Origin of the sequence: Klebsiella sp. HMSC25G12, from assembly GCF_001807705.1 — a bacterium.
GTDB classification, from domain to species: Bacteria; Pseudomonadota; Gammaproteobacteria; order Enterobacterales; family Enterobacteriaceae; genus Klebsiella; species Klebsiella variicola.
Genome location: NZ_KV789895.1, coordinates 46517 through 62497 on the forward strand (window position 1 = coordinate 46517; position 15981 = coordinate 62497).

19 protein-coding genes are annotated in these 15981 nt (G+C 57.0%); 4 read left to right on the forward strand and 15 right to left on the reverse strand.

What is annotated here, in order from left to right; genetic code table 11:
• The first annotated feature begins 184 nt into the window (after window positions 1-184).
• Window positions 185-706, forward strand: a complete 522-nt coding sequence (pagP, locus tag HMPREF3096_RS14970) for a lipid IV(A) palmitoyltransferase PagP (RefSeq protein ID WP_306453318.1) — start codon at window positions 185-187, stop codon at window positions 704-706.
• A 194-nt stretch (window positions 707-900) separates the two neighbouring features.
• A complete protein-coding gene (gene cspE, locus HMPREF3096_RS14975) occupies window positions 901-1110 on the forward strand; it encodes a transcription antiterminator/RNA stability regulator CspE (protein ID WP_012542460.1) in 210 nt (69 codons plus the stop codon).
• A 66-nt stretch (window positions 1111-1176) separates the two neighbouring features.
• On the opposite strand, the gene crcB is transcribed toward cspE, so the two are convergent.
• Window positions 1177-1560, reverse strand: coding sequence for a fluoride efflux transporter CrcB (gene crcB, locus HMPREF3096_RS14980; protein ID WP_008805628.1), 384 nt, complete (start codon window positions 1558-1560; stop codon window positions 1177-1179).
• A gap of 89 nt (window positions 1561-1649) precedes the next feature.
• Between crcB and HMPREF3096_RS14985 the strand changes: the two genes are divergently transcribed.
• Both HMPREF3096_RS14985 and tatE read left to right on the forward strand, forming a co-directional pair.
• Window positions 1650-2438, forward strand: coding sequence for a deaminated glutathione amidase (locus tag HMPREF3096_RS14985; RefSeq protein ID WP_032729643.1), 789 nt, complete (start codon window positions 1650-1652; stop codon window positions 2436-2438).
• 244 nt (window positions 2439-2682) lie between these two features.
• On the forward strand, window positions 2683-2889 hold the full coding sequence (gene tatE, locus HMPREF3096_RS14990; RefSeq protein WP_008805630.1) for a twin-arginine translocase subunit TatE: 207 nt from the start codon (window positions 2683-2685) through the stop codon (window positions 2887-2889).
• A gap of 191 nt (window positions 2890-3080) precedes the next feature.
• On the opposite strand, the gene lipA is transcribed toward tatE, so the two are convergent.
• From lipA to lptE, 14 genes are all read right to left on the reverse strand, one after another.
• Window positions 3081-4046: a lipoyl synthase gene (gene lipA, locus HMPREF3096_RS14995; protein WP_002894467.1), complete on the reverse strand. Its 966-nt coding sequence runs from the start codon at window positions 4044-4046 to the stop codon at window positions 3081-3083.
• Window positions 4047-4226: 180 nt separating this feature from the next.
• Complete coding sequence (locus HMPREF3096_RS15000) at window positions 4227-5186, reverse strand: YbeF family transcriptional regulator (protein ID WP_012968702.1); 960 nt, start codon at window positions 5184-5186, stop codon at window positions 4227-4229.
• Between the two features lie 129 nt (window positions 5187-5315).
• Window positions 5316-5960 carry a lipoyl(octanoyl) transferase LipB gene (gene lipB / locus HMPREF3096_RS15005; RefSeq protein WP_012542459.1) on the reverse strand — a complete coding sequence of 215 codons (645 nt, stop codon included), beginning with the start codon at window positions 5958-5960 and terminating at the stop codon, window positions 5316-5318.
• A 104-nt stretch (window positions 5961-6064) separates the two neighbouring features.
• Window positions 6065-6328 (reverse strand): DUF493 family protein YbeD, encoded by a 264-nt coding sequence (gene ybeD, locus HMPREF3096_RS15010; protein ID WP_002894474.1) that lies wholly within the window; start codon window positions 6326-6328, stop codon window positions 6065-6067.
• Between the two features lie 112 nt (window positions 6329-6440).
• A complete protein-coding gene (dacA, locus tag HMPREF3096_RS15015; RefSeq protein WP_008805633.1) occupies window positions 6441-7640 on the reverse strand; it encodes a D-alanyl-D-alanine carboxypeptidase DacA in 1200 nt (399 codons plus the stop codon).
• Window positions 7641-7779: 139 nt separating this feature from the next.
• Window positions 7780-8937, reverse strand: a complete 1158-nt coding sequence (gene rlpA, locus HMPREF3096_RS15020) for an endolytic peptidoglycan transglycosylase RlpA (protein ID WP_022065702.1) — start codon at window positions 8935-8937, stop codon at window positions 7780-7782.
• Between the two features lie 11 nt (window positions 8938-8948).
• A complete protein-coding gene (mrdB, locus tag HMPREF3096_RS15025; RefSeq protein WP_008805635.1) occupies window positions 8949-10061 on the reverse strand; it encodes a peptidoglycan glycosyltransferase MrdB in 1113 nt (370 codons plus the stop codon).
• Window positions 10061-11962 carry a peptidoglycan DD-transpeptidase MrdA gene (mrdA, locus tag HMPREF3096_RS15030; protein WP_008805636.1) on the reverse strand — a complete coding sequence of 634 codons (1902 nt, stop codon included), beginning with the start codon at window positions 11960-11962 and terminating at the stop codon, window positions 10061-10063. Before mrdA ends, mrdB begins: the two co-directional genes overlap by 1 nt.
• 27 nt (window positions 11963-11989) lie before the next feature.
• Complete coding sequence (gene rlmH, locus HMPREF3096_RS15035; protein ID WP_002894620.1) at window positions 11990-12457, reverse strand: 23S rRNA (pseudouridine(1915)-N(3))-methyltransferase RlmH; 468 nt, start codon at window positions 12455-12457, stop codon at window positions 11990-11992.
• Window positions 12458-12460: 3 nt separating this feature from the next.
• On the reverse strand, window positions 12461-12778 hold the full coding sequence (gene rsfS, locus HMPREF3096_RS15040) for a ribosome silencing factor (protein ID WP_002894623.1): 318 nt from the start codon (window positions 12776-12778) through the stop codon (window positions 12461-12463).
• A 222-nt stretch (window positions 12779-13000) separates the two neighbouring features.
• Window positions 13001-13630 (reverse strand): adenosylcobalamin/alpha-ribazole phosphatase, encoded by a 630-nt coding sequence (locus HMPREF3096_RS15045; protein ID WP_032729645.1) that lies wholly within the window; start codon window positions 13628-13630, stop codon window positions 13001-13003.
• 72 nt (window positions 13631-13702) lie between these two features.
• Window positions 13703-14353, reverse strand: a complete 651-nt coding sequence (nadD, locus tag HMPREF3096_RS15050) for a nicotinate-nucleotide adenylyltransferase (RefSeq protein ID WP_008805638.1) — start codon at window positions 14351-14353, stop codon at window positions 13703-13705.
• Window positions 14346-15377 carry a DNA polymerase III subunit delta gene (gene holA / locus HMPREF3096_RS15055; protein WP_032691138.1) on the reverse strand — a complete coding sequence of 344 codons (1032 nt, stop codon included), beginning with the start codon at window positions 15375-15377 and terminating at the stop codon, window positions 14346-14348. The genes nadD and holA overlap by 8 nt, the downstream gene beginning before the upstream one ends.
• A complete protein-coding gene (gene lptE, locus HMPREF3096_RS15060) occupies window positions 15377-15967 on the reverse strand; it encodes an LPS assembly lipoprotein LptE (protein ID WP_008805640.1) in 591 nt (196 codons plus the stop codon). The genes holA and lptE overlap by 1 nt, the downstream gene beginning before the upstream one ends.
• Between the last annotated feature and the right edge of the window lie 14 nt (window positions 15968-15981).

Below are 15981 nucleotides of genomic sequence, written 5' to 3' on the forward strand. Positions count from 1 at the left end.
CCAGATGGATAGTTAAAAGGTTCTGATGGTCACCGGGCAAAAATCAGGAGTTTGCCTTATTTCGTTCAACCTGTATTGAGACTATCTTTGCTATTTTAGGCGGCTTTTAAATGAAAGTGGTAATGGAAAAGTGTTGATGTTACGTCGTTTTTCACTGTTTTCTCTTGGTTTTTTTGGATGGTTGTTGGTATCCGTAAACGCCAGCGCGTCGTTTTCATCGACCCTCAGCGAAGGTTACCATACCTTAAGTAATAACGTCGCGCAGACCTGGAATGAGCCGGAGCACTATGACTTGTACGTTCCAGCCATTACCTGGCACGCGCGGTTTGCCTATGATAAGGAAAAGACGGATAAGTATAACGAACGCCCCTGGGGCGCGGGCTTTGGCGTCTCGCGCTGGGATGAGAAAGGAAACTGGCACGGTCTGTACCTGATGGCGTTTAAAGATTCTTTCAATAAATGGGAGCCTATCGGCGGCTACGGCTGGGAGAAAACCTGGCGCCCGCTGACCGACCAGAACTTCCACCTTGGACTCGGCTATACCCTTGGCGTGACGGCGCGCGATAACTGGGACTACATCCCCATTCCGGTGATCTTACCATTGGCGTCAATAGGTTACGGTCCGGCGACTTTCCAGATGACCTATATTCCCGGCACCTACAATAACGGTAACGTTTACTTCGCCTGGGCTCGTATACAGTTTTAATTCGCTAAGTCTTAGCAATAAATGAGATAAGCGGTGTGTCTTGTGGAAAAACAAGGACTAAAGCGTTACCCACTAAAAAAGATAGCGACTTTTATCACTTTTTAGCAAAGTTGCACTGGACAAAAGGTACCACAATTGGTGTACTGATACTCGACACAGCATTAGTGTCGATTTTTCATATAAAGGTAATTTTGATGTCTAAGATTAAAGGTAACGTTAAGTGGTTTAATGAGTCCAAAGGATTCGGTTTCATTACTCCGGAAGATGGCAGCAAAGATGTATTCGTACACTTCTCTGCAATCCAGTCCAACGGTTTCAAAACTCTGGCTGAAGGTCAGCGTGTAGAGTTCGAAATCACTAACGGTGCCAAAGGCCCTTCTGCTGCAAACGTAATGGCTATCTAACCAACACGTCAGTAGAATATAAAAACCCGCTTAACGCGGGTTTTTTTTTGCCTGTTTTTCAGATTGTTAACGGCTGGCGGCCTGCGAGAAAAGCCAGAAGGCGACGGCCGTCATGGCAAACGAACCCAGCAAATTCACCATCACGTTGAGGAGTGCCCAGCTCACCCGCCCCTGCTGCAGGAGAAAGACCACTTCCGCCGAGAAGGTGGAGAAGGTGGTCAACCCGCCGCAGAACCCGGTGGTGATCAGGAGCTTCCACATCGGGTCAATATCCGTCAGACGGTTAAACCACGCCAGCCCGGCACCAATCACAAAGGCGCCTACCAGGTTGGCCGTCAATGTCCCAATCGGGATAGCATGATGCACAGGGTTGAGCTTCATGCCGAGCCACCAGCGCAATACGCTGCCGGTGCCACCGCCAATAAAAACGGCGCAAAGAAGTTGAAACACGGTTGTTTCCTGCTATTTGATATAAGAGAACCTCAAGTGTAGCGCGCGACGGGCGCGATTGGCTATTCATAACCTGACCGGAGAAAAACATGCGGGTAGCGGCAGGACAATTTGCCGTCACGCCAGTATGGCGGACGAATGCGCAGACCTGTGTGGCGATGATGCAACAGGCTGCGCGTGAAGGGGCGGCGCTGCTGGTGCTGCCAGAGGCGTTACTGGCGCGAGATGACAACGACCCGGATATGTCAGTGAAATCGGCTCAGCCGCTGGATGGGGCGTTTTTGCAGTTGCTGCTGGCTGAGAGCGGGCGTAACCGTTTGACCACGGTCCTGACGCTGCATGTGCCGTCGGCAGAAGGCCGTGCGACCAATACGCTGGTGGTCTTGCGGGATGGCGAAGTAATAGCCCATTATCACAAACTGCATTTATACGACGCCTTCGCAATGCAGGAGTCGCGGCGGGTGGATCCTGGCCAGCAGATCCCGCCGGTAATTGAAGTGGCGGGGTTACGCGTTGGCCTGATGACCTGCTACGATCTTCGCTTCCCGGAACTGGCCCTATCGCTGGCGCTGAACGGAGCTGAGCTGCTGGTACTGCCCACCGCATGGGTGAGAGGGCCACAGAAAGAGCACCACTGGGCGACGCTGTTGGCGGCGCGCGCGCTCGATACGACCTGCTATATCGTGGCGGCAGGCGAATGCGGGACGCGGAATATTGGTCAGAGCCGCATTGTTGACCCGCTGGGAACGACGCTGGCGGGGGCCGGGAGCGAACCGCAGCTGATCTTTGCCGATCTCTCCGCCGAGCACCTTGCGCGGGTTCGCGAGCGTTTGCCGGTACTGCAGAACCGACGATTTGCGCCACCGCAATTATTGTGATGTTTTTTTAAACAGGGCTTGATTCACCTTGTTACAGATTGCTATTGTGTCCGCGCGTCAAATACCCGTATTGTTTATCCTAATAATTCGCTGTGCACGTCAGGACGGACACCCCTGCGCTAACTCCTTCAGGGGGAAGGCTCTGGGCCGAATCACGCAGCCCACGCACAGGTGGATTACAATATGACGGATAAATGCGTGTATGATGGCGTATTCGCAGCTTGTATAGAGAAGAAGGTTAGCTATGGGTGAGATTAGTATTACCAAACTGCTGGTAGTCGCAGCACTGATTATCTTAGTGTTTGGTACCAAGAAATTACGTACGCTGGGCGGCGACCTGGGTTCGGCTATCAAGGGCTTTAAAAAGGCCATGAACGAGGATGACGATAGCGCGAAGAAAGCCACCGTGGAAGAAGAAGCGCCGGCGCAGAAGATCTCTCATAAAGAGTAATTGATCCGATGCGTCCCCCCGGAGGGATGCTGGCGGAACGGCGAAGAGGCCGCGACGAATATCGTTGCGGCCTTTGTCGTTTTTGGCGATGCCGCGCAGAAAAGATGCAACGAACTGTTACGAAAACGCGAAGCAGAGGAAGCGGAGAGGGGCCGCTGCGGCGAAAAGGCGCGCAGCGGCAGAAGCGGCAATTACTTCACTTCCATTCCTTTAGCCTGCAGGTCGGCATGATAGGAAGAGCGAACGAAGGGACCGCAGGCGGCGTGGGTGAAGCCCATCGCCATCGCTTCCGCTTTCATCTCTTCGAACTCTTCCGGGCTGACGTAGCGCTGTACTGGCAGGTGGTGACGGCTCGGCTGCAGATACTGGCCTAACGTCAGCATGGTGACGCCATGGCGGCGCAGGTCGCGCATCACTTCAATGATCTCGTCGTTGGTTTCGCCCAGACCGACCATCAGGCCAGATTTCGTCGGGATCTCCGGATGCGCTTCTTTAAAACGCTCCAGCAGCTTCAGCGACCAGTTGTAATCCGCGCCCGGACGCACCTGACGATAGAGACGAGGTACGTTTTCGAGGTTATGGTTGAAGACATCCGGCGGGGTTACCGTCAGAATATCAAGCGCGCGATCCATGCGGCCGCGGAAATCCGGAACCAGCGTTTCGATCTTAATCGACGGGTTTTTCTCGCGAATGGCGCTGATGCAGTCGGCAAAATGCTGTGCGCCGCCATCACGCAGGTCGTCACGGTCCACTGAAGTGACCACGACGTAGCGCAGACCCATATCAGCGATGGTTTGCGCCAGCTTCTGTGGTTCGTTCGCATCTGGTGCAACCGGGCGCCCGTGCGCGACATCGCAGAACGGGCAGCGACGGGTACAGATCGCGCCAAGGATCATAAAGGTCGCGGTACCGTGGTTGAAGCATTCTGCAAGGTTCGGGCAGGAGGCTTCTTCACACACGGAGTGCAGGCCGTTCTTACGCATCGCTGCTTTGATACCCTGGATACGGGACGAATCTGCCGGAAGTTTGATTTTCATCCATTCCGGTTTTCTGAGCAGAGCTTCACGCTCAGTTGCCACGTTTTTCACCGGGATAAGGGCCATTTTATCGGCGTCGCGGTACTTAACACCGCGTTCCATCACAATGGGTTTACTCATAGCGTGCGTGTTCCAGTTGCGAGTCACGAAGGAAAGCGAATTAATTCAATGAAATGTTGCAATTATCAACTATTTTTGAATCAAGAGCAGGCAGTATACCATTGAAAAGGGGCAGAAAGCAGCCTGCCTGCCTCGCAAATTGTAAAATAGTTGTTGTTTTATCCTTTTCCTTTCCGTGCGCTACGCCTTAAACGCCTGGATTACCGTCTCGATAATTTCTTTCAGCAATGGCTCCTTCCCGCTTTGCTTATTGTAGTGCAGCGCAACATTAATTTTTTCGTCCTGCAGGGAGTGAAAATCCAGGGTTTGCAGTGGCCAGAGCCGGGATACCATGGCGAACAGGCGCTCGGTGGTCAGCCCCAGCATGTCGCTCTCGGCGATCATGGCTGCCTGGGTCAGCAGGTTAAAGGTGCTGAATCCGCAGCGTCGTTCGCCCATCTCTTCCTGCAGGCGGCGGTGAAGGGTGGGGTAGCGCTGGCCTTCCGGAAGCAGCAGCGCAAATTCATACTGAGCGAGATGGGCTTCATCCTGTGGGCCGTGCAGCGCAGGGTGCTCAGCACGGCAGTACATCCGTACCCGATCCTGGTACAGCACATGATGGCTTATCGCCTGGCCGCTGTGCAGATGAGTGTCAATTAACAGATCCACCTGGCGCTGGTCGAGCTGCCGCGCGGCGTCGGTGATGGCGATGTTGTGCAACAGGATCTGCGGAAAGGCCGGTTTTAGCGCACTGGCCACGATGGGTATCAGTAGCGCCCCCATGCCTGGCGTGGTGGCGATAGTGATCACCCGCTGCTGGTGGGGGCTACCAGCGATATCCAGCGCACTGAGGAAAGCCTCCATACCCCGGCTGATGTACTGATGAAGATGGGTAGCATACGCGGTGGGCATCACACCTTGCCCCTTGCGGATAAACAGCGGGTCAGGAAAAAGCGCCCGCAGTTTGTTAATCGACTGGCTAATAGCCGATGGCGTGATATTCAGTATCTTAGCGGCGTTGACGATGCCTTTATGGACGTAAACGGCTTCGAAGATGGTTAACAGGTTGAGGTCAATATTGCGCAGGATGCGAAACATCTGGCGGTCATAACGTTCATCCTGTCGTTCAGGGGATTCTGACGGAGACGTATTCTCTGGCACGCGATGAGTCCGGTTGGGAATGATAGGGCAAGTATAGCGGCCCACCGCCTCCCGTACGTGACAATTGATTGCAAAAATAATGTGTTAATCGTTTAGCGCCCCGCTGCCTGCGGGGCGCTGATCTACCGTTTACTGCTGGGGGAGATATTCGTGCGGGGGATGGTTCAGCAGCGCCAGCAGATTGGCGACCAGCCGCGGGGCGACCGTCTCTGGAGTCACCTCTGGCTGCCACTGGCGCATTTGCGTCATCTCCATGCCGGCATAGCCGCAGGGATTGATGCGCAGAAATGGCGCGAGATCCATCGCGATATTGAGCGCCAGACCGTGGAAAGAGCACCCTTTGCGGATCCGCAGTCCCAGTGAGCAGATTTTGCGATCGCCGACGTAGACCCCTGGGGCATCGGCGCGGGGATGCGATTCGATGCCATACTCGGCCAGGGTATTAACGACCGTTTGCTCCAGCAGCGTCACCAGCTCGCGCACACCCAGCTTGCGGCGTTTAAGGTTCAACAGAACATACATTACCTGCTGTCCTGGACCGTGATAGGTCACCTGGCCGCCGCGATCGCTCTGGATCACCGGAATATCGCCGGGCACCAGCACGTGTTCCGCTTTGCCTGCCTGGCCCTGAGTGAAGACCGGGTGATGTTCCACCAGCCAGATCTCGTCGAGGGTGTCTTCATCGCGGGCGTCGGTGAATTCATGCATCGCCTGCGAGATGGGTTCGTATGGTTGCAGGCCAAGCTGCCGGATAAGAATTTTATTGTGCTGCAAAACAACATCTCCGCCGGGAAGAGAGGACTCAGGGCGGGGAGTATATCACAGCAGGGCGGAAGGGGATGAAAGGACCCGGCACGGCGGCCGGGTCGGGGAAAAGGTTACAGCACCATCCGTACGATATCGATATTGCCTAACTCTTCGTACAGCGTTTCCACCTGCTCAATGTGGGTGGCGTTGATGGTGATGGAGACCGAGTGGTAGTTACCTTTGCTGCTCGGTTTTACTGACGGCGAGTAATCACCAGGCGCATGGCGCTGTACCACTTCCACCACCTGATCAACCAGCTCCGGCAACGCCTGTCCCATTACTTTGTAAGTAAAGGGGGTAGGGAATTCCAGCAGTTCGTTAAGTTTGGTTTTCATGTCAGCTCCGGTGTTACGACAAAATAATAACTCCCACCAAGGGCGGGAGTTATCAGGTTACTTGGATAAATAGTATATGGGGATGGAAATCACACTTTCAAGTGTTCAATTTTTAACCAAACCAGTGGTGGAACATTAACTTAATGTAATCAATAATTTTGCCAAAGAAATTCCCTTCCGGGATTTCCTGCAGCACCACCAGCGGGCGCTGATCGATAGTTTTACCATCCAACTGGAAGTTGATGGTGCCGACCACCTGGTTTTTCTGCAGCGGGGCGTGCAGTTCAGTGTTATTCAGCACATAGCTGGCTTTCAGATCTTTCATCCGGCCACGCGGGATGGTCAGGTAGACATCTTTATCCACCCCCAGCGAGGCGCGATCGCTGTCACCGAACCAGGCCGGTTCGGAAGCAAACTCTTTGCCGGCTTTGATCGGGTTGACGGTTTCAAAGAAGCGGAAGCCCCAGGTCAGCAGTTTTTTGCTTTCCGACTCACGACCTTTGAAAGTACGTCCGCCCATCACCGCCGAGATAAGACGCATCTGGCCTTCGGTGGCAGAGGCGACGAGGTTGTAGCCCGCTTTGTCGGTATGACCCGTTTTGATGCCGTCGACGTTCAGGCTGTTATCCCACAGCAGGCCGTTACGGTTCAGCTGGCGGATGCCGTTGAAAGTGAACTCTTTCTCACGATAGATAGAGTACTCGTTCGGCACATCGCGGATCAGCGCCTGGCCAATCAGCGCCATGTCGCGCGCGGAACTGTACTGTCCGTCAGCATCGAGGCCGTGAACGGTCTGGAAATGGGTGTTTTTCAGGCCCAGGGCGTTAACATAGTTGTTCATCAGGCTGACGAAGGCGTCCTGGCTACCGGCAACATAGTCGGCCATGGCCACGCAGGCATCGTTACCCGACTGCAGGTTGATACCCCGGATCAGCTGCGAAACCGGAACCTGCATCCCCGGCTTGAGGAACATCAGAGAAGAGCCTTTGAAAACCGGGTTGCCGGTGGCCCAGGCATCGTTGCCGACAGTGACCAGATCGGACTCTTTGAATTTACCCGCTTTCATCGCCTGACCGATGACATAGCTGGTCATCATTTTGGTCAGACTGGCCGGGTCGCGACGGGAGTCGGCGTTATTTTCCGCCAACACTTTGCCGGAGTTGTAATCAATAAGCACCCAGGATTCGGCGTCAATCTGCGGGGCGCCTGGGATCATCGTTTTGATATTCAGGTCATCGGCGCGGGCAGCGGAGGAGAGCGCTGCAACGGAGAGCGCCGTGATGAGTAAACGAGCGGTGAAAGAGGTCTTCATGGTCAGAACAACGGCATCCGTGATGGAGTTAAAAAAAGTGCCTTACTATAGCAAATGCTCTGCGGGCCAGCATCCGACATTGCGCATGAGTTTGTTAATGACTTTTACATGCGCAAGGTGAACGGGCTGCCCGCGGCGTTTAGTTGGCGCGAGTAATAAAGGACTGCAGCTGCGCTTCGCTTTGCAGGCGCTGCTGAACGGCGCTGGCCTGCGCCTTATCAGCAAACGGGCCCAGCTGAATACGCCATACCGCGCCGTTTTGCGTGACCCGGCCTGGCACCGAGAACTGCTGGCTCAGGCGCTGCTGATACTGCTGCGCCCGCGCCTGGTCGCTCACTGCGCCAACCTGGACGACAAAATTACCGCTGGCGCTGGAGGTGGCGGTAGAGGAGGCGGCAACGGCGCTGGCGGTCGCGGCAGTGGCCGCTGTCGCCGCTACGCTACCCTGGATGGAGCCTGGCGCGGTGACGGGAGCCGTTTGCGTCGCGACGGCAGCAGCAGGGGCCGCAGTGGCAGCGGTCGTGGCTGCCGGCTCGCTACTCTCCAGCACGCCGCTGTTCAGCGGCGTCGGGGCACCGAGGAAACCGCCGCTGTTCACCGGCGCGCCGACGCCGTCTTCCGGCTTCAGCGTGCTGTTGCTGATCGGGCGAACGTCGGCAGGCGCAGGCTGGTTCATACCTGTGGCGTCACCGCCGTCCAGATTCGGTCGGGCGGGCAGGGCGTACGTCTGTTTGGCGACGGTGGTGCAGGCCATTCCCGGACCGGAAAGCGAACCGTCAGGCGCAACGATGATGGGGTCGATACGCACCTTGGTGTTGTTCGAGGTGTTCAGACGGTCAGCAGACGCACGGGAGAGCGAGATAACGCGATCGTTACCATACGGGCCGCGATCGTTAATCCGCACGACGATCATGCGGCCGTTAGCGAGGTTGGTGATCCGCGCATAGCTCGGGATTGGCAGCGTGGGGTGCGCCGCGGTCAACTGGGTCGGATCGAAGGTTTCGCCGCTGGCGGTCAGGTTACTGTTAGGTTCCGCGTCATAGATCGCCGCAAAACCAGCCTGCGTAAAGTTGGCCGGATCCTGAACGATTTTATAGCTTTTACCGTCGCGCTCATAATCCTGATTCGCCGTGGCGTTCGGCGTTTCATACTGCGGATCGGCGCCGCTGATCTCAACCGTCGGGCCATTACAGACGGCCGGCTGTGGAGTACTGACCGTTTTTTGTTGCACGTCATCACTCGAACATGCCGCCAGCAGCCCCGCTGCTATGCAGATCCCCAGCCATTGCTTACGCATTGCAAACCCCTTTAAACGCTTTTCGACAACATTTTTCTGTGGGTATGGATCGACATCACGATACCAAACCCGGCCATCAATACGATCAGGGCGGAGCCCCCGTAGCTCACCAGCGGCAACGGTACGCCCACCACCGGTAAAATACCACTCACCATACCAATATTTACGAAGACATAAACGAATAAAATCAACATTAAACCACCGGCCATGACCCGGCCAAAGGTGGTTTGCGCCTGGGCGGCGATCCACAGCCCGCGCATGATCAGCAGAATATAGAGCGCCAGCAGGATCAGCACACCAATCAGCCCCAGCTCTTCGGCCAGCACGGCGAAGATAAAGTCGGTGTGGCGTTCCGGCAGGAACTCCAGCTGCGACTGCGTGCCGTGCAGCCAGCCTTTGCCGCGCAGACCGCCGGAGCCAATGGCAATTTTAGACTGAATAATGTGATAGCCGGCGCCCAGCGGGTCGGTTTCCGGGTCGAGGAGCATCATCACGCGCTGGCGCTGATAGTCATGCATCAGGAAGAACCACAGGATCGGTATAAAGGCGGCGACCAGCACCACGGCGATCCCGATAAGACGCCAGCTTAGACCGGAAAGGAACAGCACAAACAGCCCGGAGAGGGCGATCAGAATCGAGGTGCCGAGGTCGGGCTGCGCTGCCACCAGCAGGGTCGGCAGGAAGATCAGCACCAGCGCAATCGCGGTGTTCTTCAGCGACGGCGGACAGACGTCGCGGTTAATAAAGCGCGCGACCATCAGCGGCACGGCGATTTTCGCTATCTCCGACGGCTGAAAGCGGACGATACCGAGATCCAGCCAGCGCTGCGCCCCTTTGGAGATAGCGCCGAAAGCATCAACGGCCACCAGCAGAATAATACAGAAAATATAAAGATAGGGCGCCCAGCCTTCATAGACCCGCGGTGGGATCTGCGCCATGACGATCATGATCACCACGCCCATGGCGATCTGGCCGATTTTACGTTCCATCATGCCGACGTCCTGACCGCTGGCGCTCCAGATAACCAGCGCGCTGTAGGTCAGTAGCGCCAGCAGGATCAGCAGCATGGTGGGGTCAAGATGGATTTTATCCCACAGCGATTTTTTGTTCGGATTATCCGTCATTATTGATCCTCCCCTGCGGTGACCGCCGGGTTTTCGCTTGGCAGCGTGGTGTTGTTATCGCCCAGCATAATGTGATCAAGGATTTGTCGCATAATGGTGCCGACCGCCGGGCCGGCGCCGCCGTTTTCCAGGATCATCGCCACGGCAACCTGAGGGTTGTTATAAGGCGCAAACGCCGTCATCAGTTTATGGTCGCGCAGACGTTCAGAGATGCGGTGCGCGTTATAGGTTTCGTTGGCCTTCAGGCCGAACACCTGGGCGGTACCGGACTTGGCCGCGATCTTATACGGCGCGCTGGCGAAATATTTGTGCGCGGTGCCGTTGCCGCGGTTGGCCACGCCGAACATGCCGTCTTTGGCGATTTCCCAGTAGCCGGAATGGATGTCGCCCACCGGCGGCTCATGCGGCTGAACCCACGGAACGGGCTTGCCGTCTTCCACGGTGCTTTGCAGCAGGTGCGGCACTTTCACCACCCCGTCGTTAATCAGGATCATCAGCGCCTTGTTCATCTGGATGGGGGTGGCAGTCCAGTACCCCTGACCGATGCCCACCGGAATGGTGTCCCCCTGGTACCAGGGTTTCTTGAAGCGCTTGAGCTTCCATTCGCGGGTTGGCATGTTGCCCGAGCGCTCTTCAGAAAGGTCGATACCGGTGTAGTGGCCGTAGCCAAACTTGCTCATCCACTCAGAGAGGCGATCGATGCCCATGTCATAGGCGACCTGATAGAAATAGGTATCCGCAGACTCCTCCAGCGCTTTGGTGACGTTCAGGTGGCCGTGGCCCCATTTTTTCCAGTCACGATAGCGTTTATCGGAGCCAGGCAGCTGCCACCAGCCTGGGTCGAACAGGCTGGTATTGCGGGTGATCACCCCGGCGCTCAGCGCCGAGACGGCGACGTACGGTTTTACCGTTGACGCCGGCGGGTAGACCCCCTGCGTCGCGCGGTTGACCAGCGGCGTGTTCGGATCGTTGAGCAGGCCGGAGTAATCTTTACTGGAGATGCCGTCGACGAACAGGTTCGGGTCATAGCTTGGCGTAGATACCAGCGCCAGAACGGCCCCGGTACGCGGATCGGTGACCACCACGGCGGCACGGCTACCGGCCAGCAGGGTTTCGATATACTGCTGCAGCTTGAGATCGAGAGTGAGGTAGATATCGCGTCCGGCCTGCGGCGGCACCTCTTTCAGTTGTCGAATAACGCGGCCGCGGTTGTTCACTTCAACCTCTTCGTAGCCGGTCTGACCGTGCAGGACATCCTCATAATAACGCTCAATACCCAGCTTACCGATGTCGTGGGTCGAGGCGTAGTTAGCCAGCTTGCCTTCTTTGTCGAGGCGGTCGACGTCTTTATCGTTAATTTTTGAGACGTAGCCAATGACGTGCGTCAGCGCCGAGTTATAGGGATAATAACGACGCTTGTAGCCTTTGACTTCCACGCCGGGAAAGCGGTACTGGTTGACGGCAAAGCGGGCAACCTGCACTTCACTGAGGTTGACCTTTACCGGAATCGAGGTAAAGCGATGGGAGCGTGCGCGCTCCTTTTTGAAGCCGGCGATATCATCGTCGGTTAAATCGACGACGTCACGCAGCGCATCCAGCGTCTGCTGCACGTTATCGACTTTCTCCGGCATCATCTCCAGCTGATAAATGGTGCGGTTAAGCGCCAGCGGGGTGCCGTTGCGATCGTAAATAATGCCGCGGCTCGGCGGGATCGGTACCAGCTTGATGCGGTTTTCGTTCGAACGCGTCTGATAATCATTGAAGCGAACGATTTGCACATTGTACAGGTTGGCGACCAGAACGCCGGTAAGCAGCAAAATCCCCAAAAAAGCGACCAGCGCCCGGCGCACGAACAGCGAGGATTCAGCCGTATAGTCGCGGAAAGAATTCTGTAATTTCATTCGCTGCTTAGTCTACCCTGATCATCATTACTCACGGTGGTACGGGTGGTTGGTGGTAATGCTCCACGCCCGATACAGACTCTCGGCCACCAGTACGCGCACCAGCGGGTGAGGTAAGGTGAGGGTGGAGAGCGACCAACTCTGTTCCGCCGCTGCTTTACAGGCTGGAGAGAGGCCTTCCGGGCCGCCTACCAGCAAACTGACGTCGCGCCCGTCCTGTTTCCAGCGTTCCAGTTCGCGCGCCAGCTGCGGCGTATCCCATGGTTTTCCCGGAATATCCAGGGTCACGATACGGTTCTTACCGGCAGCGGCCAACATCATCTCGCCCTCTTTTTCGAGGATGCGCTTGATATCGGCGTTCTTGCCGCGTTTACCGGCGGGGATCTCCACCAGTTCAAACGGCATATCTTTGGGAAAACGGCGCAGATACTCGCTAAAGCCGGTCTGTACCCAGTCCGGCATTTTGGTGCCAACGGCCACCAGCTGCAACTTCACGCATTAACTCCAGAGTTTTTCCAGCTCGTACAGACGACGGCTCTCTTCCTGCATGACGTGAACCATCACGTCGCCGAGGTCGACGACGATCCAGTCGGCGGCGGCTTCCCCTTCAACGCCCAGCGGCAGCATGCCGGCGGCGCGGGATTCCTGAACCACGTGGTCAGCGATGGACATCACGTGACGGGTAGAGGTGCCGGTGCAGATAATCATGCAATCGGTGATGCTGGATTTGCCATGTACATCAATGGCGACGATGTCCTGACCTTTCAGGTCATCAATTTTGTCGATAACAAAATCCTGGAGTGCTTTACCCTGCAAGTGTTCCCCCTGGGTGCATGAAGATTGATAATGATAAAGAGCCTGACAGTATACCTGAACTGATGAAAAAGTCGGGTGAAATGTCTGTCGGCAGGCGTTCGTGGCGGGGTATCATCCCATCCCTCGCCGCGGATTGCATCGCCATTTTTGTAAAACAATTTCTGCAAACATGCTGTGGCGGATGCTGCCCGGCAGCGGAGAATAGCAGCCTGCTCTGGCCTGTCAATGGTCTGGCGGGAATTCTTCTTGCGGCTGCCAGACGGCCTGGCTATTTAATACGCGCAGGGTGGTGAAATCGTCGCGCATATCGAGGAGGCTCCAGGCGCCATGGGCAATCGGGAAATGCCACATCGCCGCCGCGGGCATCTGCAACAGCAGGGCCGTCAGCAGGCTCAGGACGCCCTGATGGCCGACAATCAGCAGGTGGTCAAGATGGCGGCAGTCGGCCAGCGTTGTGGTGAATTCGCTGACGCGGCGGGCAAAATTCTGAAAGCTTTCGCCGTTGGTGGGGGCCACGTGCTGCCAGTCAGCACACCACGCGGCATAGTTTTGTGCATCCTCCCGCTGGAGATCGCGATGATGACGCATCTCCCAGTCGCCGAAAAACATTTCATTGAGCGCGGCATGGCACTCACGCGGGATATGGCGATCGCCAAGCAGCAGATCGGCCGTCCTCGCGGTACGCGCCAGCTCGCTACAGATGACTTTGTCGAAAGGTACTGCCCGCAGCCGTTCGCCGAGCGCTCGCGCCTGGGCGACGCCGCGTGGCGTCAGCGGAGTGGGGGCGTGGCCGCTGTATAACCCGGCAACGTTGGCTTCGGTTTCGCCGTGGCGAACTAACCATAATTTCATGATGATGCTCAGACAGGCGGTGGAGACGTGGCGCTACGATAGCGCTTTTTTAGCGTCGGGCCCAGTCCGGGGTCAGCAATAGAGTCCCTGCTCGCGGATGTAGTCCAGCACGGTGGCCGGCAGCATCTCGGCGCAGGATTCCCCGCGCTCGAGGCGCTGGCGGATAATCGTCGCCGAGATATCGAACCACGGCGTCTCCGCCAGGTAGATGGCCCCGGCGGGGCGGTTATGCAGGCGCTCTACGTCGTGGGTTAAGTGACGGTCCAGCCACTGCTGATCCGCGTCGTGCGCCATGGTCAGCGGGTAACCCGGGCGGCGGCAGACGATCAGATGAACGTTATCAAGGATGGTTTCATAGCGGTGCCAGGTGGGGAAGGTGAGCAACGAATCCTGGCCGATGATAAACGCCAGCGGTTTTTCTGACCCCTGCTCCTGCCTCCATGCCTGCAGCGTGTCTGCTGTCCAGGAGGGGGTGTCACGCTGCAACTCGCGTTCGTCGAGCGTGAACAGCGGTTTATCGGCAATCGCCAGCTTAAGCATATGCACACGCTGGGCGCTGGTGGCTTCCGGCTGGGGACGGTGCGGCGGGACGTTGTTAGGCATGATGATGACCTTGCTCAGGCCAATCTGATTCGCCAGGATCTCGACCGGCTTGAGGTGACCATAATGCACCGGATCGAAGGTGCCGCCATAGATTGCCTGTAACTGAGTCATATCAACCATCAATAAAAACGTCCGCCAGGGCTTTGTGGCAGAGCAACAACGAAAGACTTTCCAGTTCGGGCCAGACGTCGTGCCCGTAATCCTGTTTAAAGGTCAGTTCCGCGCGGGTCAGGAGGGTCACCGCCTGGCGCAACTGTTCCCCGCTCAGTCGGGCGAGGGCATCGCTGAGCAGCTGACGGCGGTTTTGCCAGACCCGATGTTTATCAAAAAGCGAGCGCAGCGGCGTGTGCGTCGACTGGCGTTTGAGCGTGACCAGCAGCAGCAGCTCCCGCTGTAGCGTACGCAGCAGGATCGCCGGCTCGCAGCCTTCAAGGCGGAGCTGTTGCAGAACATGTAGCACGCGCTTGCTTTTGCCTGCCAGTAGCGCATCGACCCAATGGTAAGGGGTAAAGTGGGCGGCATCGTTTACCGCCTGCTCAACCCGGGGCAGGGTCAGCTTACCGTCCGGCCAGAGCAGCGCCAGACGCTCCAGCGCCTGCGCCAGCGCCAGCAGATTACCTTCGTAACAGTAGCACAGCAGCTGACTGGCCGCGTCGTCGAGCTGCAGCTGATGCTGTTTGGCCCGGGCGGCCAGCCAGCGCGGCAGCTGCGCGTATTCCGGCGTCTGGCAACTGACCTGGACGGCCCGCTGCGCCAGGGCGGTAAGCCACGCGGCATTCTCCTGGGCTTTGGTCAGCTTATTCCCGCGAACTATCAGCAGCAGGTCGTCGTGCAGCAGGCCGATCAGGGTCGCCAGCTGTTCGTTGATCGCCGCGTTAGGGCCGTTTTCCGGCAGGATTAGCAGCAGCGTTTGCCGGCTGGAGAACAGACTCAACGCCTGGCTTAACGCGAAAATCGCCTGCCAGTCGGTACTGTTATCGATGGTGAAGGTGTGGTGCTCGGTAAAGCCCTGGGCGGCAGCGGCTTCGCGAATGGCGTCCTGGCTTTCCTGCAACAGCAGGGGATCGTTGCCAAGCAGCAGATAGGCCGCGCGCAGCCCTTCAGTGAGCTGCGCGCGGAGTTGTTCCGGGTACAACCGAATCATCATTGACCCAGAGTGGTGGAGACGCGGTTACCCGAGGAAGCCGGTGCCGTGCTGCCGGCGACCGGTTTCTCTTCCTGCTGGGTTGCTTCAACATCTGCAACCTGCACGCTCGGCAGCTTACGAATCAGCTGTTCCGCCGCTTTGTCGTACATTTCCTGGATAATCATATCCTGCTCGGCGTCTTTCGCTAACGCCGCCTGCGGGTTATCGAAGAACGAACGATAGACCTTGGTGGTAATCGGATAGATATCGTGACCCGGGATCAGGACGCTGGCATGAACGGTCATGACCATCTGATATTCCGCGGTACGACCATCCTGGAACACCGAGGCGGTATCTTTCTGAATCGACGAACCATCGAGGCGCAGAGAAGGAACATCTTTACGCAGCGTGCTGGCGTCGATCAGGTCCACGCCATTAAGACGCAGCTGATTACGTACCGCGCGACTTAACGGTCCGTTCGGATCGCTCGACTGAAGAATCATGGTTTTCATGGTGGTGGGCACCTTCGTAGTGCTACGCAGATGCCAGCCACAGCCGGCGGTGACAAGCACCGCCAGGGATAACAACATTGTTACCAGATATCGCACGCTTCCTCCCGCGC

Coding starts and splice junctions, on each gene's coding strand:
- cspE (WP_012542460.1), top strand. CDS start 901: ATGTCTAAGATTAAAGGTAACGTTAAGTGGTTTAATGAGTCCAAAGGA.
- HMPREF3096_RS14985 (WP_032729643.1), top strand. CDS start 1,650: ATGCGGGTAGCGGCAGGACAATTTGCCGTCACGCCAGTATGGCGGACG.
- tatE (WP_008805630.1), top strand. CDS start 2,683: ATGGGTGAGATTAGTATTACCAAACTGCTGGTAGTCGCAGCACTGATT.
- lipA (WP_002894467.1), bottom strand. CDS start 4,046: ATGAGTAAACCCATTGTGATGGAACGCGGTGTTAAGTACCGCGACGCC.
- ybeD (WP_002894474.1), bottom strand. CDS start 6,328: ATGAAAACCAAACTTAACGAACTGCTGGAATTCCCTACCCCCTTTACT.
- dacA (WP_008805633.1), bottom strand. CDS start 7,640: ATGAAGACCTCTTTCACCGCTCGTTTACTCATCACGGCGCTCTCCGTT.
- rlpA (WP_022065702.1), bottom strand. CDS start 8,937: ATGCGTAAGCAATGGCTGGGGATCTGCATAGCAGCGGGGCTGCTGGCG.
- mrdB (WP_008805635.1), bottom strand. CDS start 10,061: ATGACGGATAATCCGAACAAAAAATCGCTGTGGGATAAAATCCATCTT.
- mrdA (WP_008805636.1), bottom strand. CDS start 11,962: ATGAAATTACAGAATTCTTTCCGCGACTATACGGCTGAATCCTCGCTG.
- HMPREF3096_RS15045 (WP_032729645.1), bottom strand. CDS start 13,630: ATGAAATTATGGTTAGTTCGCCACGGCGAAACCGAAGCCAACGTTGCC.
- nadD (WP_008805638.1), bottom strand. CDS start 14,353: ATGGTTGATATGACTCAGTTACAGGCAATCTATGGCGGCACCTTCGAT.
- holA (WP_032691138.1), bottom strand. CDS start 15,377: ATGATTCGGTTGTACCCGGAACAACTCCGCGCGCAGCTCACTGAAGGG.